We start from the raw sequence: 20,870 nt of genomic DNA on the forward strand, positions 1-20,870 counted from the left end.
AACGCCCCAACTTTATTGCAGAGGCCCGAAGATGGATTCGGTGCTTATCTTTACCACGCCATGCCCGAAATACCCGGATAGTGAGAAGTCAAAATCCGGGCTTAAACAAGAAATAATAGGCTGGTTGATTTCACAAAGGATAAAAAAAACCACACAAAACACAACTGAATATGGCATTGCAATTCGACCTGGTCGTGATTGGCAGCGGACCCGGCGGCTACGTAGCCGCCATCCGGGCTTCCCAACTCGGACTGAAAGTAGGCGTGGTAGAGCGCGAGTCGCTCGGCGGAATCTGCCTCAACTGGGGCTGCATCCCGACCAAAGCCCTGCTCAAAAGCGCCCAGGTGTACGAATACCTGCAGCACGCCCAGGACTACGGCTTGAAAGCCGGCGACACCGGCTTCGACTTCACGGCCGTGGTGCAGCGCAGCCGCGGTGTGGCCGATGGCATGAGCAAGGGCATCAACTTTTTATTTAAAAAGAACAAGATCGAACCTGTGCTGGGTACCGGCAAGCTGCTGGCTCCCGGCAAAGTGGAAGTGACCCGCGCCGACGGCACCAAGGAAACCGTGGAGGCCAAGCACATCATTCTGGCCACTGGGGCCCGCTCGCGCGAGCTGCCCAACCTGCCGATTGACGACCAGAAAATCATCGGCTACCGCAAGGCCATGACCATGGAGGCGCTGCCCAAGCGCATGGTGGTGGTGGGCTCGGGCGCTATCGGCGTCGAGTTTGCTTACTTCTACCGCACCATGGGCACCGAAGTGACCATCGTGGAGTTCCTGCCCCGCATCGTGCCGGTGGAGGACGAGGAAGTGTCGCGGCAGATGGAGAAGTCGTTCAAGAAAATCGGCATCAACATCCTCACCAGCGCCGAGGTAACCAAGGTAGATACCGCCGGCGCCGGCTGCACCGTGACCGTGAAAACCGCCAAAGGCGACCAGCAAATCGAGTGCGACGTGGTGCTGAGCGCCGTGGGCGTGAGCACCAACCTCGAAAACCTGGGCCTAGAAGAGTTGGGCATCAAGGTGGAGAAAGGCCGCGTGCTGGTCGATGATTTCTACCAGACCAACGTGCCCGGCATCTACGCCATCGGCGACATCGTGCCCGGCCCCGCGCTGGCCCACGTGGCCTCGGCCGAGGGCATCATCTGCGTGGAGCAGATTACCGGCCACCACCCCGAGCCGCTGAACTACCAGAACATCCCCGGCTGCACCTACGCCCAGCCCGAAATTGCCAGCGTGGGCCTCACCGAAGCCGAAGCCAAAAACCAGGGCTACGATGTGCTGGTGGGCAAATTCCCATTCTCAGCCTCCGGCAAAGCCTCGGCCGCCGGGGCCAAAGACGGTTTCGTGAAAGTCATCTTCGACAAGAAGTACGGCGAGTGGCTCGGCGCCCACATGATCGGGGCCAACGTGACGGAAATGATTGCCGAAGTAGTGGTAGCCCGTAAGCTCGAAACCACCGGCCACGAAATCATCAAGTCGGTCCACCCGCACCCCACGATGTCGGAAGCCGTGATGGAAGCCGCGGCGGCGGCATATGGCGAGGTGATTCACCTGTAAAAGACAATAAGTATTACCTTGACTCACAATCGAAAGCCCCAACCATGCAATTGGTTGGGGCTTTTGAATAACAGATGTGTATACTTACATCGCATTTACTCATCATACATACTTTCCCATGAAGTGGATTCCATCTTTTACTAAGCTGTTTCTTGTGTTCGTTATTGGTTTTATAATACAATTCGGAAGAACTTTCTGGGGAGGATTAAATTCGTCTGGTAATGTTACTCAAGACAGCATAGTATTGGTCTTGAGTATAATAGGGCTTGTGATGATGGTCGTGAGTCCTTTATTGATCTTGCTGAAGTTCTTTACTCGAATGGATAGTAAGGCGTAATAGCGCATACTCTTAATCCTGCACTACCTCCAGCGGCACCGCAGCCGCCGGAGCATCTTTCGGCTTGCGGCTCACCAGCCACACGCCCGCGAAAATCAGCAGGGCCTGGCCGGCGCGGGCCAGGGTAAAATGATCTTTGCCCAGGGCTACGGCGATGATGACGGCCAGCACCGGCTGCAAATAGATGTACACGCCCAGCAGGGCGGGGGAGGCGTATTTCAGCGCCCAATTGTTGAGCAGGTAGGCCAGAATGGTGAGGCAGACCACCATATACACGATTTCGGCCCAGATGTAGGTGGGGAAGTCGGCGTAATCTGTCGCCAGGGTTTCGCGCCAGCCGAAGGGCACGGCCACGAAGGCCCCCACCAGAAAGATGCGGGCCAGCACCGTGAATGGATGATACCGGCGCATCAGCGGCGTTACCAGCACCAAGTACACACCAAAAGCGGTGGCATTGAGCAGGATCAGAATGTTGCCCAGCGTGGCATTGGGGTAGGCGATGCTGCCCGCGTCGCGGCTCAGGATGATGGTAGCCGCGCCCACCGCGCCCACGCCGATGCCCAGCAGCCGCGTCAGCGTTATTTTCTCGCCCAGCAGCACCGCCGAGGCCAGCACCACCACAATGGGCGCAATGGTCTGCAGCAGCGAGGCATTGATGGGCGACGTATAATTCAGCCCCGAGAAAAACAGCAGTTGGTTCAGCCCGATGCCCAGTACGCCGCAGCCGATGGCCCGCAGGTTGTCGGCGCGGCCCAGCAGCCGGTCGTGAGGCACTACCAGCCGGCTGACGACGGCAAAAAACAGCGCCGCGCCCACGATGCGCAGCGTCACGATGCCGAAGGGGCCCATGTAGCGCGGCATCACATCCTTGGATAAGCTATAGTTGGCCGCGTAGATAAGCGCCACCAGAAACAGGGCGGCATGCACTTTAAAGGAATTTTTCATCGGGCGCAAAGGTAGTGTACGGGCTGCCGAGCGGCGTACCTTTACCACTCTGTTCCAACTTCCTGCTATGGCTACCGGCTCCCTTTTCGACGCTCCCGAACCTGCTTTCAACGCCCTGCTCACGGCCCGGCCCGGCGCGCCGCTGGCCGAGCGCCGCCGCCCCCGCACGCTCGACGAGTATTCCGGGCAGCAGCACCTGATTGGCCCCGAGGGCGTGCTGCGGCGCTACCTGAAGGCCGGCCGGCTGCCGTCTTTGATCTTGTGGGGGCCGCCGGGCGTGGGCAAAACCACTCTGGCCCACCTACTGGCCAACGAGTTGAAACAGCCCTTCGCGGCCCTGAGCGCCGTGAATGCGGGCGTGAAAGACGTGCGCGACGTGATTGAGAAAGCCCGACGGCAGCGCGGCACGGTGCTGTTTATTGATGAGATTCACCGTTTCAGCAAAAGCCAGCAGGACGCGCTGCTTGGGGCTGTGGAGCAGGGTATCGTCACGCTCATTGGGGCCACTACCGAAAATCCGTCGTTTGAGGTGATTCCGGCCGTGCTGAGCCGGGCGCAGGTGTACGTGCTCGAATCGCTGAGCAAGGATATTCTGACCGACATCGTAGATAAAGCCCTGGCCGAAGACGAGGTGCTGAAGCTGAAAAAAGTGCGAATGCAGGACTACCATGCCCTGCTCACCATCTCGGGCGGCGACGCCCGCAAGCTGCTCAACCTGCTCGAAATCGTAGTCGAATCGGCCCACCCGGACCCTAAAACCGGCGAAATCGTCATCACCGACGAAGTGGTGCAGCAGCTGGCCCAGCAGCACCTGGCCCGCTACGACAAAGGCGGCGAAATGCACTACGATGTCATTTCGGCCTTTATTAAGAGCATCCGCGGCTCCGACCCCAACGCGGCGCTCTACTACCTGGCCGTGATGCTGGAAGGCGGCGAAGACCCCAAGTTTATTGCCCGCCGCCTGCTCATTCTGGCTTCCGAAGATGTGGGCATGGCCAACCCCAACGCCCTGATCCTGGCCCAGAGCTGCTTCCAGGCCGTCACCGTCATTGGGATGCCCGAGGGCGACATTATTTTGGGGCAGGCGGTCGTTTATTTGGCCACTTCGCCCAAGAGCAACGCCAGCTACAAAGCCATTCGCGAGGCCCGCGCCCTGGTGCGCCAGCAGGGCGTGCAGCCGGTGCCCATTCCGCTGCGCAATGCCCCTACCAAGCTGATGAAGGAGCTGGGCTACGGCGACGAATACCAGTATTCGCACGATTACGCCGGCAACTTTGCTGCCCAGGAATTTATGCCCGCCGCCCTCAGCGGCCAGCGCTTCTACCACCCCGGCCACAACGCCCAGGAAGCCAAGATTCAGGAGCGGCTGCGGCAGTGGTGGGGCCAGAAGTATGGCTATTGAGTGGAGTGAAAAAAGAACGTCATGCTGAGCGAAGTCGAAGCATCTCTACCGCTTCGTCTGTCATCCTGAGCAGAGCGAAGGACCTTCCTCGGTTAAGCAAGAAGCCTTTTAAAATGAGCAAAGGCCTTTGTGCGCTGAAAGGTGTTTTGCGGTAAACTACGAGGAAGGTCCTTCGCAAGCTCAGGATGACAGGGAACATTGACTGCTCCCGCAAAGCATTCCAGTTCCTCAAACGTCTGCCGGAACTCAGGCAACTTTCGCCTGCTTTCCCGCTTCTATTCGAGAGTGCCAAAAGCCTTCTACATTTGCCCTGCTTCTTTTCAGATTCTTCTTTATCCTTTCCATGAGACAATTTTTTAAGTACGTGCTGGCCACCATGACCGGCATTTTTCTCCTCGGCGTGCTGGGCTTTGTGCTGCTGGTGGGCATCACGGCCGTGGCCATCAGCTCCGATAAAACGGCGGTGGTCGCTAAGAATTCGGTGCTGGAAATCAAGCTGAACAAGCCCGTGGCGGAGCGCGAAAGCCGCGAATCCATTGGGGCGCTGTTCAGCAACCAGGCCGATAACATTGGGCTGGAGCAGATCCGGGCCACCATCCGGCGGGCGAAAACCGACGACGACATTCGCGGAATTTTCCTGAATGTGGAGCTGGTGCAGGCCGGCCGCGCCTCGCTGGAAGAAATCCGCGACGCGCTGCTGGACTTCAAGAAGTCGGGCAAGTTCATCGTGTCGTATGCCGATGCGCAGTCGGAGGGGAGCTACTACCTGGCGTCGGTGGCCAACAAAATCTACCTCAATCCGCAGGGCACGCTGGAGTTCAACGGCGCCAGCTCGGAGACGATGTACTTCAAGGGCCTGTTTGAGAAGGCCGGCATCGAGCCCCAGATTTTCCGCGTCGGCTCGTTTAAGAGCGCCGTGGAGCCGTTTTTCCGCGACAGCATGTCCGATTCGGCCCGCCTGCAGACCAGCTCCTTTCTCAACTCGCTCAACGACTTCATGCTGGCCCACGTGGCCGAGTCGCGCGGCATTGCCCCGGCCCGTCTCAAAGTCATCAACGACTCTACACTGGTGCACAACGCCGACGACGCCAAGCGTCTCGGCCTCGTCACGGATCTGGGCTACTACGATCAGGCCCTCGACTACATGAAGGGCAAGCTGGGCGTGGATAAAAGTAAGAAGCTCAGCCTCATCGACCTCGACGACTACGAAAAGAGCGACGACGCGGAAGGCAGCACCAGCGGCAACCGCATTGCCGTGATCTACGCCGAGGGCGACATCGTGACGGGTAAGGGCGGCAACAGCAGCATCGGCAGCACCCGCTTCGCCGAGGCCCTGCGCCAGGCCCGCCTCGACGACAAGGTGAAGGCCGTAGTGCTGCGCGTGAACTCGCCCGGTGGCTCCTCTTTGGCCTCGGACATCATTTACCGCGAAGTGGCCCTCACCAAAAAGGTGAAGCCCATCATCTGCTCCATGTCGGATGTGGCGGCCTCGGGCGGCTACATGATTGCCATGGCCTGCGACACCATTGTGGCCCAGCCCAGCACCATCACCGGCAGTATTGGCGTATTTGGGGTGCTTCCCAACATTCAGCCCCTGCTGCGCGACAAACTCGGCATCACAACGGACCGCGTGAACACGGGCAAGTTCAGTGACTTCCCCACCATCACCCGGCCGCTGTCGGCGTTCGAGAAGCAGCAGTTTCAGAACGAGGTGAACCGCATCTACGCCGACTTCACTACCAAAGCCGCTCAGGGCCGGCACATGCCCGTGGAGCGCCTGCGCCGCTTTGCTTCCGGCCGCGTATGGTCGGGCACCGAGGCCAAGCAGCGCGGCCTGGTCGATGTGCTGGGCTCGTTTGATGACGCCATGCGCATTGCGGCCCGCCGCGCCAACCTGGAGCCCGACGACTACCGCATTCAGCGCCTGCCCCGCCAGAAAACGATGGTGGAAAACCTGTTCAGCGGCTTCAACGAGGAGCTGCGCTTGCGCCTGGTGCAGCAGGAAATGGGCCCGCTCTACCCCGTGTATGAGCAGTATAAGAAGCTCTCGACCATGCAAGGCGTGCAGGCCCGCCTGCCGTTTGAGATGATGATTCGGTAAGTAGAATGTGCTGATGTGCTAATGTGAAAATGTGCTGATGTGCCTGTGAAGCGGTGTAATCATGTCGGTTCATTCGATTACACGCTTTCATATTTTACCATCAGCACATTTCCACATTAGCACATCAACACATTCTACTTACCGCATTAGCACATTAAAAAATATGCAAGACCTTCACGAAGCCACCGCGCACATCCGCCAGCGCATCGGCGACTTCCAGCCCGAGTTCGGCATCATCCTCGGCACCGGCTTAGGCGCTTTGGTGCAGGATATTGCGGTAGAATTCACGGTGCCCTACGCCGATATTCCGCACTTCCCGGTTTCTACGGTAGAAAGCCACTCCGGCAACCTGCTGGCCGGTACGCTGGCCGGCCGTCGGGTGCTCGTGATGCAGGGCCGCTTCCACTACTACGAAGGCTATACCATGCCCCAGGTAGTGTTTCCGGTGCGGGTGATGAAGCTGCTGGGCATCCAAAAGCTATTCGTCAGCAACGCCAGCGGCGGCCTCAACCCCGACTACGACTACAGCGACCTGATGCTGATTGACGACCACATCAATCTGCAGCCCACCAATCCGCTGGTGGGGCCCAACCTCGATGCGCTGGGCCCGCGCTTTCCCGACATGCTGGAGCCCTACGACCACGCCCTGCTCGCCCTGGCCGAAGCGGCCGCTCAGGAGCTGGGCTTCGCCGACAAAGTGCGCCGCGGCGTATACGCCAGCCTGCCCGGCCCCATGCTCGAAACGCCCGCCGAATACCGCTACCTGCGCACCATCGGGGCCGATGCGGTGGGCATGAGCACCGTGCCCGAGGTTATTGCGGCCGTGCATCTGGGCCTGCCCGTGCTGGCCATTTCTGTTATCACCGACCTCTGCTCGCCGGGCAAAATCAAGCGCGTAGCCATCGCTGACATCCTGCGCGTAGCCGCCGCCGCTGAGCCCCGCCTCACGGCCTTGCTGAAAGCAGTGCTGGCCAAGGTGTAGCGGGACGGTCTGTTTATTTCAGAATCACCGTGCGCCGGTCGGCGCTCAGAATGGTGAACACGCCCACGCCGCCTTGCACCGTGGAACGGATGGCGGCGGGCTGCGCGAAGGGGTTGCCGTTGGCATTGCGGGCATCCTGCACCGATTCCAGGAAGTGATAATACGACTGGTCGATGTGGTAGAGCGTGACCAGCAGTGTATCGGCGGGAGAGTAGCGGTAGCTGGTGCCCAGCGTGATAAGCTGGCCGTTGGTGAGGCGGTCGTCGAGGCTGAAATCCCGGTCCGAATCCTTCGAAATGCTGTCTTTGTGAATCTGGAAGCGGTAGAAGTCGGCGGTGGCGGCCGGGTCCTGGAACTTGGCCAGCAGGTACGCCTTGCGCTGCTCGCCGGCTTTGTCGTTGAATTTCCACTCAACCGTATCCAGGGGCACCCGCGTGGGCATGGTGGCGGTGGCCGTTACGTGCCGGCCCTGGGTGTCGCGCACATCCAGGCTGAATGTGTCGCCGGGCCGGGCCACGAGCGGCGTTTTGCCGATGTGGGTATAGAGCTTCTGGTTGGTTTTGTCCTGACCAGGCTTGAAGGAAAGCCGTTCCTGCTGCCCGTTGGGCAGAGTCAGCACCACCGTTACGTCGGTGGGCACCGAGGGCTGGGGCGAGCTGAGGTAGGGCACCGACTCGGTGACGGTGAGGCGTGGCACCTCGCCGGGTACCAGATAGCACTCCGTCACGAGCTGCGACGGCACCACCGGCAGCTCCACGTCGATGTCCTTCTGCAGATTGCAGCCCGCCGCCCCGGCCAGCACGGCCAGCAGCAACGGTGCCTGGTAGATGAAACGCTTAAAAGAGACAACCAAAAGCATGAGAAAGAGCCGGAAGCCGGTTAGAATTTAAAGTTATACGTCACCGACGGGATAACCGGGAACAGCGACACCTGCCGCGCCCGGTAGCTGGTCACCAGGTTAGTTTGCTTGTCCTTCACCTGGTCGAAATACACGAAATACGGGTTGCGCCGGTTGTAAGCATTGTACACGCTGAAGGTGAGGTCCGACTCGCCGCGGCGGGGCTTCAGCTTATACACCAAACCCAGATCTAGGCGGTGGTAGGGGGCCATGCGGTAGGTGTTGCGGTCGGGGTAGATGGGCACCGCCGCCACATCGCCACCGAACAGATCCTGAAACGCGAACCGGCCCGAGGGCAGCGTAGTAGGCGCTCCGGACGTGTACACGAACGAGCCCGTCAGGTTGATGCGCGGCGTGAGCTGGTGCAGCACCACCACCGTCAGGTTGTTGCGCCGGTCGTAAGTGGGGAAGAAGTCGCGGCCGTTATTGATGCCGGTCGTGCCGCGCTGGGGCTGGAAGTTGCGCCGCGTCCAGGCCAGCGTGTAGCCCACCCAGCCGGTGGTGCGGCCCTGCTTTTTCTCCAGGTAGATTTCGTCGCCGTAGGCCCAGCCTTTGCCAAACAGAAACTCGGCATCAAGGTCGGAGTTAGCGAAAAGCTGCGCACCGTCCCGGAAATCAACTTGGTTGCGGGCCCACTTATAATACACTTCGTTGGTGAGCAGGTATTTGCCGTCGCCCAGCAGAAAGCTCACGCCGGTGGCCACCTGCTGCGAGCGTTGCGGCTTCACGTTCTGCCGCGACGGATACCACACATCCGTGGGCAGCGAAGCGCCCGAATTGGTGACTAGGTGTACATACTGGTACATCTGCGCGTAGCTGGCCTTGAGCGAAGTAGCCGGCGTGAGCGAGTAGCGGGCCGACGCACGGGGCTCGATGCCGCCGAACACGTCGGAACCGCTGCGGAAGCCCGTCAGGCGCAGGCCGTACTCCAGCTGCAGCTTGTCGGAGGCCCGAAAGTTGTCGGAGGCGTACAAGGAGGCTTCCTGGCCGTGGTAGGTCACGTCGGAGCCGATGTTCAGGGTGCCGTCGGCGCTGCCGGCCTGCAGGCGGCCCACGCCAAACCGGTGTGCGGTGGCCGTAGCACCGGCCTTCAGTGTGTGCCGGTCGTTGAGGGCATATTCCAGGTCGGAGCGCAGGGCATAGTCGCGGATGTCGGAGGAGAGGCCGAAGCTGAACTGGTCGAGCTTGTTGGTGATGCCGTACTGGTAGCGCGTGGTCGAAACGGTGGTGTTCAGAAACAGCCGGGGCGAGAAAACGTGGTTCCAGCGCAGCGCTCCCACGGTATTGCCCCAGGTGAAGTCGAAGTTGAAGCCGTTGGTGCTGTTGAAGCCGAAGATGTCGCGGCCGTAGTAGCCGGTCAGAAACAGCTGGTCTTTGCTGCCGAGCTTGTAGTTGGCCTTGGCGTTGAAATCGTAGAAATAATAGTCCGGAATCGGGTTGTAGTCCTCCGCATCCTTGTTGAGCTTGTTGATCTGGCGGGTGAAAACGTCGAAGTACGTGCGCCGGCCCGAGATGATAAAGGAGCCCTTTTCCTTCACAATGGGCCCTTCCAGCGTCAGCCGCGACGAAATCAAACCCAGCCCGCCGCTCACTGTGTACTTCTGCGGGTCGCCCTCGCGCAGCTTCACATCCACCACTGACGACAGCCGGCCACCAAACTGGGCCGGAAAGCCGCCCTTGTACAGATCCACGCTCTGCACGGCATCGGGGTTGAACACCGAAAACAGCCCAAACAAGTGCGACGGATTATATACTACCGCCTCATCCAGCAGAAACAGGTTCTGATCGGCCGAGCCGCCGCGCACGAACAGGCCGCTGGTGCCCTCGCCGCCGTTCTGCACGCCGGGCTTCAGCTGCAGCGTTTTGAGCAGATCAACTTCGCCGAACAGGGCCGGCAGCAGCTTAGCCTCCTTGGTCGTGAGGCGCTCCACGCTCATCTGCGGGGTCTGCAGCTTCTGTTCCAGCGTGCCGGTGCCCACCACCGTCACCTCGCCCAGCTCGTTGTTCGATTCGGGCAGGCTGAAGGAAAGGCGCTGATTGCGGTTCAGGTTCAGCTCCCGCGTCTGGGTCTGGTAGCCAATGAAGGAGACAACCAGCTGGTAGCGCCCCGCCGGCAACGACAGCGAATATTGCCCCGTCGAGTCGGCCGTGACGCCGGTGCCCAGCGCCGGCACCGCCAGTGAGGCGCCCGGCAGCACGCCCCTGTCGGCCCCCGACCGGATGAAGCCGCTCAACGTATAGCGGGCCTGCGCCGAAACCAGGCCGGGCAGCAGTATGAAGCAGAAAAACAGCGTGTAACGAACGAAGAAAAATAGAAAACGCATTGGCAGGGTACAGGATCCGAATAGCCGCAAAGGTAAGCTGCCGCGATGGCCTAACGCCCGGCCCGCGCGGATAGTTTAGCCGGTGCCGCCTAAAAAAGCCGGCCCGCGCCTCTCAGCTACGCCTTGCCCCACAGATACCCAAACCGCCGCTCGGGTTGCGTGGCCGCCCAAAACAGCCCCGTCTATTGTCGCCGCCGGCTAGCCCACGAACGACTGCAGCGCCTGCGTCAGCTGCGCCGCCGGCACCACGCCCGCCTGCCGCCACACGGGCTGGCCTTTGTGAAAGAGAATGAGCGTAGGAATGCTCTGCACCCGAAACTGCTGGGCCGCTGCCTGGTTGCGGTCCACATCTACTTTAATGACTTTGAGCTTGCCCTGGTGCTGGGCCGCCACCTGCTCCAGAATGGGGGCCATCGTTTTGCACGGGCCGCACCAGTCGGCGTAAAAATCGACCAGCACCGGCATTCCGGGGCTGCTGATAAGCTCGGAGAATGACTTTTTAGGCATGATAAGGCAGCAAAAGCAGAAGTTTCAGGCAGGCCGCCGGCCGGCGGGCCCCAGGGTTGGTATACGGCGGCCCGCCTAAAAAAGAGACGGTCCCAAAACCTCCAAACGCAAAAAAGCCCGGCGCTGCAACGCTGGGCTTTTTCGTAAAAAGTGGTGAAAAGGTGCGTTAAGGTAGTATTATTTCCGTTTGTCAATCACCGTCACGTCATTTCCGACCTCCGGAAACGTGAAGCGGCCACCCACTACTTTCTTGCCTCCCACCTGGCACTCCCACACGTAGCGGCCCGGCGTGCCGGATGCCGCCTCGCCCGCCACCGACTTAAAGTAGTCAGCATCAGAGGCCGGCGAAGGGAAAATGACATCAACGCCGTTCTGGCCTTTCTCGATTTCTTTTACCAGAATGTATTCTTTGCTCGTGTTCTGGTTCGTGACCACGAAGCGGGCGGTATACGTGCCAAGCTGGCCGAATTTGTCCATCACCCCGAGGCGAATGTAGGCATCAGTCGATACCAGCCACGTTTGGGCGTGAGAGGCAGTGGAGGTCAGCAGCAGCAGGCCCAGGGCCAGGCCGGCAGCCCGCATCAGCTGCATCGAACGAAGGAAAAAGGTAGGAGTAGCAACGCGCATGGTATGGGAGGTAAGAAGTTGAAGAAGGAAGGGGAAGGGCAGCGTGGGAGGTAAGGTTGAATAAAAGCAGGAACGATTGAATACAATGGCAGGAAAGAAGGCAGTAAAGAATGAGAAAGGTCTTAAAGAGAGCTGGTTGCCTCATTACCCAATCAAATATAGAATTAATTTGACTGCTGCTGCAACTAGATGATTATTTTTTTGTCGGTGGCTGACAGCGAAAAAAAGAAGGCTTTTTTCAGCCGCGCCGGCCGCCCGGTCCGTTTAAGGCCGCGCCGTAGCCCAGGCCCGCGGCTCGGCGCGCTCCGGCGGCCTGCCTGCGGCGACGACGAAGGAATGCCAACCTTTGCCCACCCGCCGCTTTTGTCAATCTGCCGTTGAAATTCTTCGTTCCCTTCGCCCGGCTCCGCCAGCAGCCCACCATCGTTGTCGATAGCACGGCCAACGGGGCGGCGCTGGTGCTGGCCCACTGGCGCGGGGCACCCACGCCCGCCGCCCTGCGCGACGATACCAGCGCCGGCTCGGTGCTGCGGGCCTTGCACGCCCCCGCCACGCCTGGGCTGGAAGCCAGCGCCGTCACGGCCAACCACTTTGATATTGATGGCTTTATTGGAGTCTGGAGCCTGCTGCACCCGGCGCAGGCGCTGCGGCACGAGCGGCTGCTGCGCCTCACGGCCACACTGGGCGACTTCCGGGAGCTGGACCGGAGCGACCCGCTGGCCGATGCGGCCCTGCAGCTGGTGGGCTGGCTCAATGCCAAGGAGCAGGAGTTGTTTTACCGGCCCTTCGGTGCGCCCGCGTTGCGCCGCCGCGAAGACGAGGCTTCGGCCGAAAAATTCGCCTGGTTTCTACCCAGCTTCGGCGCCGTGCTGGAAAACCCCGAAACCGGCCGCGCCGCCTGGGAGCCGGAATACCGGCGGGTGAAGCAGGCTACGGCGGTCATGGCCAGCGCTCATACGCGCATCCGCCGCTACCCCGAAATCGGGCTGGTGGTGATTGAAACGCCGGAGCCGCTGCCCTACTATGCCCTGTTTGGCCCCACCGCCGGCTTTGATATGGTATTGAGTCTGTACAGCGGCAACCGTTACGAATTCGAGTATAAGTACACCACCTGGATTGACCTGGAAAGCCAGCCTACGCTGCCGCGCCTGCCGCTGGCCGCGCTGGCTGCCCGCCTGAACGCGCTGGAAACCACCCCGCGCCGCTGGACCCACGACGGCATCACCGACACCGGCCCGCTGCTGCGCCTTGAGGGCAGCGGCCTTGCCAAAGCCCAGCGCTACGCCGACCCCGACCAACGGCCGATTTATGCCTCCAGCATTAGCCCCGAAAAGCTGGAGCAGGAAGTAGTGGCCTTCTTCCAGGCCGGCTATGCTGCTATTGAGCCCCGCCGCTACTGGAGCTGGGCCGACATCAGGGCGGCGGGGGAGCAACTGGTGGATTAGCCCGCCGACGGCGCGCTCACCACCGCGCGGGTGACGCAGGAATGGAGTTGCCCTTGCGCATCCAGAATGCGGATGGTGCTGTTGCCGGCGCGGGCCGGTATCACCTGCACCTGGGTGGTAATGCGGCTTTTTAGCTCCGCCACGTGCGAAATCACGCCAATCATTTTGCCGCTGTGCTGGAGCTTTTCCAGCGCATCGAGGGCCACGTTGAGCGTATCGGGGTCGAGGGTCCCGAAGCCTTCATCAATGAACAGAGACTCGATTTGCGCTTTGTGGCCGGCCAGTTCGGAAAGGCCCAGCGCCAGCGCCAGGCTCACCAGAAAACTCTCACCGCCCGAAAGCGAGTTCATCGTGCGTACGCTGTCGGCCTGGTCGTGGTCGATAATCTGCAGCGTGAGGTCCTGATGCGGGGTTTTGAGGATGGTATAGCGCGTGCTGAGCTGGTGCAGGCGCTCGTTGGCCAGTCCCACTAAGTGCGCCAGTGTGAGGCCCTGCGCAAATTTGCTGAAGGCGTCGCCCGTGGCCGAGCCGATCAGCTTGCTCAGATCATCCCAGCGCTGAAACTCCAGCTCCAGCTTTTCCAGCGCCAGCTGGTGGTCGGTTTGCCGTTGGCGGGCGTCATCATCTTGCCGGAGCTGCTGCACCAGCTGGCCGCGCTGCTGCTGGATGGCTTCGGACTGGGCTTTCAGGTCGAGCTGCCGGGTGAGCAGCTCGGCCTCGCTCAGGTCGGTGAGGGCGCGGGTGAGCAGCGCATCGTGCTGGCGGTGGGCCTCGGCGAGCTGCTTTTCGGCGTCGCGTCGCTCGTGCTGCTGCTGGTCGCGGCGGCGGCGCAGGTCGGCGGCCTCGGCCTCGGGCAGCAGCAGCGTCCGGGCCTGGTCGGCATCGGCGAGGCCCAGGCGACTTAGCTCAGCTTGTAGCTCCGTGGCGCGCTCCGCGTGGGCGGCCTGGTGCTTGGCCAATGCGTCGTGCTGCTGCCGGATGGCTTCCTGCAGGCCGTATTCCTGCTTTTGCAGCTCAACGAGGGCATTGTCGGCTTCCTCACGGGCGGCGGCGAGGCGGCGCATTTCGGCCTCCAGCGCGGCGCGCTCCGCTGCGGGGTCGGGGCCCACGGGCAACAGGCGGCGCTTTTCAAGCAACTCCTGCCAGCGCGTGCGGGCGGCGGCCAGCTGCGGGGCGTGCTGCGTTTGCAGGAGCTGGGTTTTGCTGTCGAGCTGCGTTTGGGCCTCAAAAACCAGCTTTTTCAGCGCTTCCAGTTCCTGCTCAAGCTTTTTGTGCGCGGTCTGCTGCTGTTCCAGCGCGTCGGCGCGCTCCTGCAGCTGGCTCAGAATGCCGGCGCTTTCGCGGCCGTCGTAGCGCAGCGCGTGGGGAAGCAGCAGAGAGTTGACCGTAGCCATATAATCCTGCACGGCTTCCTGCTCGGCCTGGCGCTTGGCGGGCAACTCACCCCGCAGCTGCTCCTGCGCGGCCGCGTACTGCTGGGTGGTAGCGGCCAGCTGGGCTTCCAGCGTGCTGAGCCGGGGTTTGGTGTCGTTCCACTTTTCCCGAAACTCCGCCAATTTCCGCTGCACTTCGCGCAGGCGGCTTAGCTGGTGTTGTGCGGCGGTGTAGTCCTGGGCGGCGGCCTCCAGCTGCGCTTGCCAGTCCGGCAGGGGAGTAGTGAGGGCGGGCACGGTATGGCCGGCGCTCCACTCCGCAAAAGTGTCGTGGGCCTGCTGCGCGTCGGTTTGGGCTTCCTGCTGGGCGGCCAGCCGGGCGGCTTGCGCGGCCTGGAGCCGGGCCACCTGAATATCGTGCTGCGCCAGCTCGGTTTCCAGCGCCTGCACCAGCTGCTGCTGCAGCTCCTCCTGGCGCTCATCGTCGCCCAGCTCGGCCCGAAAATCGGCGGGGTGGGTGTGATGAGCGGGGGCGGCGCCGCACAGCGGACAGTCGGCGTGGGGACTGAGGAGGTGGGCGCGCTGGGCGTTGAGGTCCACGATGAGGCGCTGCTGGCGGGCAATGCGCCGGCGCAGCTCCAGCTCCTGACGGGCGGGCAGTAGCTTGGTCGCCGTGGATTGCTGACTTACCAGCGCGGTTTCCAGCTCCTGGTTTCCGTCGGCATACGCCTGGGCCTGCTGCTGGCTTACGGCCGAGCGGGCCTGAAACTGGGCTGCCAGAATGTGCAGCTGCCCCAGCCGTTCCCGGTGCGCCTGCCGCGTGCTTACCACCTGCTCCAGCTCCGCCACCGACTGACCAGCCAGCAGCTGCTGCTCTTCTTCCCGCAGGGGCTTGCCTTCCGTGAGAATAGCCTGCTGCTCAGCTTCTAAAATCTGCTTCTCCTGCTGCAATCGGGTGGTTTCGCGGGTGGCCGCGTCGGCCTGGGCCTGATAGCGCGTCAGCTCGGTTTCCACCAGAAGCAGGCGGCTTTGGGCCTTGCCCAGGTCCTCTAAATCCCGCTGAATGGCAATAATCTGCTGGCTCAGCTCCCGCTCGTGCTGGTGCCGGATAAGCCAATCGGTAGCCGACTGCTCCCGCGCCTGCAGTTCGGCCAACTCCTGCGCCCGCCGCTGCCGGGCCTCGGTGAGCCGCTTTGCTTCTGCCTGCGCGTCATCGTGGGCCTTTTGGGTCAGGGTCAGCTGGTTGGCCGCTTCGCCGATAGCGTGGTCTTGTTGGTCAGCGGCGTTCAGCAGCTGCTCGCGGACGGGGCGCCGAACTTCGGCCTGCTGCCAGGCCTGGCGGTGGGTGGCGGCCGTTTCGGTGGCCTGCCGGAGGCGCAGGGCCGCGGCCGGCAGCTGCGTTTCGGTATGGTGCAGGGCAGCGGTGGCAGCTTCTACCAGCTGCCGGGCATCGGCGGCGCGGGCCAGGGGGGCGGCCAGCGGCTCGGCCCGCTCGTGGTCGGTGAGGCGGCGGAGCAGGGGCGCCAGCAATTCGGCCTGGACATCGGCCTGGGCGAGGCGCTGCTGGGTTTGGGCAATGGTTTCGGTGAGGCCCAGCAGCTGCCGCCGCCACGCCAGCTGCTCCTGCAGCCGGGCGGCGTGCATATCGTGCTGCTCACTTTGGCGCAGCAATTCGCTCAGCTCGGTATCCAGGGTAGCGCGGGCTTCGGCAGAAAGCAGCTGCACGAAATTCAGCTGGGCCCGCAGCTGCTTCATCTGGCTTTCGGCGGCGGCGGCCTGCCGGAAAGCCCGGATAGAGATTTCCTTGTACTGGCGCACGTCGGTTATTTTCTCCAGCAGGGCGCTCCGCTCACTTTCCCGGGCTTTCAGAAACTTGGCAAACGCACCCTGGGCCAGCAGCACCGACTGCTCGAACTGCCCGAATTCCAGGCCGCTCAGCTCCACCACTTTCTGCTGCACCCGGGTTTTGAGGGTTTCAATATCCTTGTGCTGGCGCAGGCAGGTGAGTACCATGCTGTCTTCGCCCAGCTCGCCTTTTTCCTTGCCCCGGCTTTTGCGCTTTATCTCCCAGCGGGAGCGGTAGCGCACCCGCGTGGCCTCCCGGGTCACCTCGTCGGTTTCCATCACCTCAAATTCGACGGCCGAATGGGCGCGGCTGGCGTGGCGGCTCACCAGCTCTTCCACCTGCTTGCCGTGCCGGGGCACGCGCCCGTACAGAGCCACCGCAATGGCATCGAGCAGCGTGCTTTTGCCGGCCCCGGTGGGACCGGTAATGGCAAAAAGGCCCGTATCGGCGAGCGGGGCTTCATCGAAGCGCACCGTGAAGTCGCCGAGCAGGGAGTTGAGGTTGGAAAAGCTGACGCTGATAATTTTCATAGCGGATAGAAAGCCGGCCCTGGTAAAAGCAGGAGCGCGGGTGGGGTCAGGAGGCGGTAACGCTAAAAGTCGGGGCGGCCGGGATTGGTTCGCCGGTGCTTTGCTCCATCAGCTGGCAAAGCTCCCGGAACGTGTCGGTGAGGGCGGTGCGCTGGGCCTCGGGCAAGGTGCTGATGCGGCGGGCAAACACTTCGGCCACCGTCAGATCCTGCAGGGTTTCGGTGGGGGCCGACTGCCGGGCCAGGTCCTGCTCGGGCATTTGCCGCCGCACGCGGGGCGTGCGGGGGGCCTCGATATGCCCCCGGCGCGTATCGAAAGCGGCGCTGATAGCCCGGTGAATTTCCGAAGGCAGCTCATCGGAAACTACCTCCACATCGGCCCAGGCCACCAGCGGGCGGTCCTGGTTGTCGAAGGCCATAATCTGATATTCTACCTCTTCGCGGCTGCCCCGGAAGCGCACCAGCTGCCGCTGCAGGGGCACGGGCAGGTATTCTAGCGTCACGGGCTGGCCGGCTGCATCCAGCGTGAGCAGCACTACCTGCTGCTGGTGCGCGGCCTCGGCAAACGAAAGCGGCACCGGCGAGCCCGAATATCGGATATGGGCCCGGCCGCCCACCTGCTGGGGCCGGTGCAGGTGCCCCAGCGCCACATAGTCGAATAGCTCTGGAAACTGGTCGGCACTCACGGAGCCCAGTCCGCCAATGTGCACGTCGCGCTCCGCGCCTTCCGATGCCTCGCCCCCAGCGGCATAGAGGTGACCGGTGGCCAGCACGGGCACTCCGTTTTCGTGGTGACGCAGGGCGGCGGCCAGCCCGGCCACGTGGGTATAGTGCCCCGCAATGGCCTGCCGCACCCGCTCGTGGCGCTCGTCGGCGGTTTCGCCGGCTACTGAGAGACGGATGTCCCGGTCGCGCAGAAACGGTACGGCGCACACCACCAGCCCCGGCCGGCCGGTTTCATTTTCCAGCACCAGCACCTGCTCCGCCGGCTCCTGCGGCACGCCCCCAATGACGTGCACCTGCAGGTGCCGCAGCAGCTGCCGCGAGGCGTTCAGCATGGTGGGCGAGTCGTGGTTGCCGCCCACAATGACGATGTGCCGGCAGCCGGTGCCCAGCATCTGCACCAGAAAATCGTAGTACAGGCCCTGGGCCGCGTGCGAAGGCGACTGGCTGTCGAAGATGTCGCCGGCCACTACCAGCACGTCCACGCCGTGGGCTTTCACCGTGCCGATGAGCCAGTCGAGGAAAGCCTTGTGTTCGTCGGTGCGTTCCTGGCCGGTGAGGAAATGCTGGCCCAGGTGCCAATCGGCAGTGTGTAGTACGCGCATAAGGTCAGAGTGAATCTCAAAGATACCTCAGCGGCGGCGGAAGCGAAAGTGGTGGGCAGAATTGAGGGAATGAGAAAAATTTTTCTGCCTACAATCAGGATGGTATCAGTCGAAAAATCGAAAGTATAATACTATTTATATATTTAGTCAAAATACCATGAGCAAACGGTTGATTTGTTTTCATGCCTGTTGGTCCAGAATATTAATAAATAGTAGCCATATATTTCGTTACCTGGATTTAGTTTTATGTCGTCTTCGGTAAACCAGTCTAGATTGAGTAGGTAGAAATTGTCAGCGTATTCATCTTCCTGAATAATTTTCCTTAGACCTGACCACACTTCTTTAAAATCAGCTCTGTCATCTCCCCATTCATCATTGTTGGAGTAGTCTTCAATGTACTGTATTAAGCCAGCTTTAGAGAAATATTTAAAATCCTGAAATTGTATTCGGGTGTGATTGAATGCAGGATTTAAGTAATTGATTGAAATGTCACAGTTGGTCTTTATAATCTCAGGTAGGCAGTCGTATGTGAAAAACTTTGAAGCAATAAATTTATTAATTGTGTTTTCATCAACATGGGAGCGAAGGTTGTCTATGTGAAAAGATGTTAAATATATCTGATGATAATTTAGTTGAATTGTGTCTTGTTTTATGAATCTAGTAATATAAGTCATGATTACCTGTGCTTCGTATTATATGTAAACAAATATAGCGTGAAGCATCCTCGGAATCCGGCTGCCCCACGCTACTCTGTCACTTCAGGAGCTAGTGCACCACCTGCTTCTGAAAATCGGTAATAGCTTCGCTCAGATCAATTACCTGCGCGCCCGGCAATGCCGCTTCCAGAATGCTGCTGCCTGCCGCCGAGCGGTAGCCACCGGCACAGTGCACCATAATCGGCTTATCGGTGGGCACCTCGTGGGCGCGCTCCCGCAGCTCGGGCAGCGGAATTACGAGGGCACCGGGGAAGATAGGCTGCTTGGCCTCGGTGCGGTTGCGGATATCGACGATGGTGAAATCTTCGGGCCGCTCGCGCAGGTGCTCCACGTTGGCGGTGGGGCTGGTGGCCGGCAGGTGTTCCGGGGTGAGTAAAGCGCCCTTAATCAGCCCTTCGTAGCCGATTTTGGCGGTTTTGCGAATTACGGTATCCAGGGCAATCTGCGTATCAGCGAGGAGGTAGAACTTCTCGTCAGGGCCGACCACGGAGCCCAGCCAGGTTTCAAACTTGCCGCCATCCTGCAGATTGATAGCGCCGGGCAGATGGCCTTTCTTGAACTCGGCCTGCGGGCGGGTGTCGATGACGAGCACGCCGGGTTCCAGCGCCGCATCGCCATACAGGCGCGGCACGGCCCGGATACTGTCCTCGAAGGGCAGCGCCCCGGCCTTGTTCAGCTGCACATCGTGGCCGAAATACTTGGGCATGAACGGCTGGTCTTCGAGCAGCACTTTAATAAAATCCTGCTCGCTCATGGGCTGCAGGGCGTAGTTGGTTTGCAGCTCCCGGCCGATGGTGCTGTCGAGGTCGGGGCTGGTGGTTTTGCCGCAGAGCGAGCCGGGGCCGTGGGCCGGATACACCTTGGTAGTGGCGGGCAGCGTCATCAGCTTGCGGCGGGTGCTGTCGTAGAGCATGGCGGCGAGGTCTTCGCGCTTGTGGCCGCCCACGTTGTCGTCTTCGCGCAGGTCGGGCCGGCCCACGTCGCCCACGAAAAGCGTGTCGCCGGTGAACACGGCGCGGGACTGGGCCAGCTCATCGAGCAGCAGCACCGAGATGCTGTCGGGGGAGTGGCCGGGGGTGTTGATGGCGTGCAGCTCCACGGGGCCCAGCACCAGCCGGTCGCCGTCGTCGAAGGGGTGGTGGGGGTAGCTGGCCCGCACCAGCTGGCTGCAGTAGATGGTGGCGCCGGTTTCCTCGGCTATTTCCAGGTGCGACGACACGAAATCGGCGTGCGGGTGGGTTTCAATCACGGCCACGATGCGGGCTTCGTGCTCGTCGGCAAAGTCGTAGTACGGCTGGGGGTCGCGCCCCGGATCAATAACGGCAATCTGCCGGCCGGCCCGAATGGCGTAGCTGGCGTGGGCCAGGCCCTTGTCATAAAATTGCTGAATCTGAACCGAGGCGGGACTACTGGGCAGGGGGCTCATGGAAGTTAGGTGTAGTGAAAACGTAGCCGCCTGACCGAGGCCAAGGCCGGAACGGCGGATTTCAAATATAAGCAACCCGTAGGCCTGTTATAACAGTGCTCCGCGAGTGTGGCTGCAGTGGGTAAGCTAACAAGTTAAAATTAAAAGCTTTAAAGTGTTAGTCAATTTATTGCTATACAACACTCGTAAGCCGCAAGCCAGGTCGCGAAAGACCAAGGTAGGCCGTAAGTAAGTGCAGCCGGAAAAAGCTCGGCCTGGGCCCGGAAGCAACCCGCCGCGTAAGTGTGACCCTGTACATTACGATAACAAAAAAGCCCCAACCACTGGGTTGGAGCTTTTCAGCAGTGCTGTAGAAAGTCGAGGCCAATCAGCGCTGACAAAAGCACAAGCTCTGGCTAGTTACGGCTAACGGCCCTGGCCATTCAGGAAAAAGCTGCGCTTAGGCAGATACACGTCGTTGTAAACGCTGGGGTTGAGCACGGCCTGCAGCGTGCCTTCAAACTGCTTCTGCGCATCAGC

At 61.1% G+C, this 20,870-nt stretch carries 13 protein-coding genes; 5 read left to right on the top strand and 8 right to left on the bottom strand.

The window, feature by feature from the left end:
* Nucleotides 1-170 precede the first annotated feature (170 nt).
* Entirely contained in the window at nucleotides 171-1,565 is a 1,395-nt protein-coding gene (lpdA, locus tag BUB62_RS17415; protein ID WP_073112347.1) for a dihydrolipoyl dehydrogenase, read from the top strand.
* 349 nt (nucleotides 1,566-1,914) lie between these two features.
* Here lpdA and BUB62_RS17425 read toward each other — a convergent pair whose 3' ends face one another.
* Nucleotides 1,915-2,847 (bottom strand): DMT family transporter, encoded by a 933-nt coding sequence (locus tag BUB62_RS17425; protein ID WP_073112351.1) that lies wholly within the window; start codon nucleotides 2,845-2,847, stop codon nucleotides 1,915-1,917.
* Between the two features lie 67 nt (nucleotides 2,848-2,914).
* Between BUB62_RS17425 and BUB62_RS17430 the strand changes: the two genes are divergently transcribed.
* From BUB62_RS17430 to BUB62_RS17440, 3 genes are all read left to right on the top strand, one after another.
* Nucleotides 2,915-4,249, top strand: coding sequence for a replication-associated recombination protein A (locus BUB62_RS17430; RefSeq protein WP_084539170.1), 1,335 nt, complete (start codon nucleotides 2,915-2,917; stop codon nucleotides 4,247-4,249).
* A 343-nt stretch (nucleotides 4,250-4,592) separates the two neighbouring features.
* Nucleotides 4,593-6,350 (top strand): signal peptide peptidase SppA, encoded by a 1,758-nt coding sequence (gene sppA / locus BUB62_RS17435; protein ID WP_073112353.1) that lies wholly within the window; start codon nucleotides 4,593-4,595, stop codon nucleotides 6,348-6,350.
* Nucleotides 6,351-6,513: 163 nt separating this feature from the next.
* The gene (locus BUB62_RS17440; protein ID WP_073112355.1) at nucleotides 6,514-7,332 is read left to right on the top strand and encodes a purine-nucleoside phosphorylase; all 819 of its coding nucleotides are present in this window, start codon (nucleotides 6,514-6,516) and stop codon (nucleotides 7,330-7,332) included.
* A gap of 13 nt (nucleotides 7,333-7,345) precedes the next feature.
* Here BUB62_RS17440 and BUB62_RS17445 read toward each other — a convergent pair whose 3' ends face one another.
* From BUB62_RS17445 to BUB62_RS17460, 4 genes are all read right to left on the bottom strand, one after another.
* Entirely contained in the window at nucleotides 7,346-8,185 is an 840-nt protein-coding gene (locus BUB62_RS17445) for a DUF4249 domain-containing protein (protein WP_159437487.1), read from the bottom strand.
* 26 nt (nucleotides 8,186-8,211) lie between these two features.
* Complete coding sequence (locus BUB62_RS17450; protein ID WP_073112359.1) at nucleotides 8,212-10,554, bottom strand: TonB-dependent receptor; 2,343 nt, start codon at nucleotides 10,552-10,554, stop codon at nucleotides 8,212-8,214.
* A gap of 198 nt (nucleotides 10,555-10,752) precedes the next feature.
* Nucleotides 10,753-11,061: a thioredoxin gene (trxA, locus tag BUB62_RS17455; protein WP_073112361.1), complete on the bottom strand. Its 309-nt coding sequence runs from the start codon at nucleotides 11,059-11,061 to the stop codon at nucleotides 10,753-10,755.
* Nucleotides 11,062-11,238: 177 nt separating this feature from the next.
* Nucleotides 11,239-11,688, bottom strand: a complete 450-nt coding sequence (locus BUB62_RS17460) for a hypothetical protein (protein ID WP_143164258.1) — start codon at nucleotides 11,686-11,688, stop codon at nucleotides 11,239-11,241.
* 377 nt (nucleotides 11,689-12,065) lie between these two features.
* Here BUB62_RS17460 and BUB62_RS17465 point away from each other — a divergent pair, with 377 nt between their 5' ends.
* Nucleotides 12,066-13,133 carry a DUF6687 family protein gene (locus BUB62_RS17465; protein ID WP_084539172.1) on the top strand — a complete coding sequence of 356 codons (1,068 nt, stop codon included), beginning with the start codon at nucleotides 12,066-12,068 and terminating at the stop codon, nucleotides 13,131-13,133.
* Here BUB62_RS17465 and BUB62_RS17470 read toward each other — a convergent pair.
* From BUB62_RS17470 to BUB62_RS17485, 3 genes are all read right to left on the bottom strand, one after another.
* Nucleotides 13,130-16,882, bottom strand: coding sequence for an AAA family ATPase (locus BUB62_RS17470; protein WP_073112367.1), 3,753 nt, complete (start codon nucleotides 16,880-16,882; stop codon nucleotides 13,130-13,132). The two genes, BUB62_RS17465 and BUB62_RS17470, sit on opposite strands and share 4 nt — an antisense overlap.
* Nucleotides 16,883-16,928: 46 nt before the next feature.
* Nucleotides 16,929-18,209 (bottom strand): exonuclease SbcCD subunit D C-terminal domain-containing protein, encoded by a 1,281-nt coding sequence (gene sbcD / locus BUB62_RS17475; RefSeq protein ID WP_073112369.1) that lies wholly within the window; start codon nucleotides 18,207-18,209, stop codon nucleotides 16,929-16,931.
* A 765-nt stretch (nucleotides 18,210-18,974) separates the two neighbouring features.
* Nucleotides 18,975-20,351, bottom strand: a complete 1,377-nt coding sequence (locus BUB62_RS17485; RefSeq protein WP_073112373.1) for a rhodanese-like domain-containing protein — start codon at nucleotides 20,349-20,351, stop codon at nucleotides 18,975-18,977.
* Nucleotides 20,352-20,870 lie beyond the last annotated feature (519 nt).

This window comes from Hymenobacter daecheongensis DSM 21074 (genome assembly GCF_900141805.1).
GTDB lineage: Bacteria > Bacteroidota > Bacteroidia > Cytophagales > Hymenobacteraceae > Hymenobacter > Hymenobacter daecheongensis.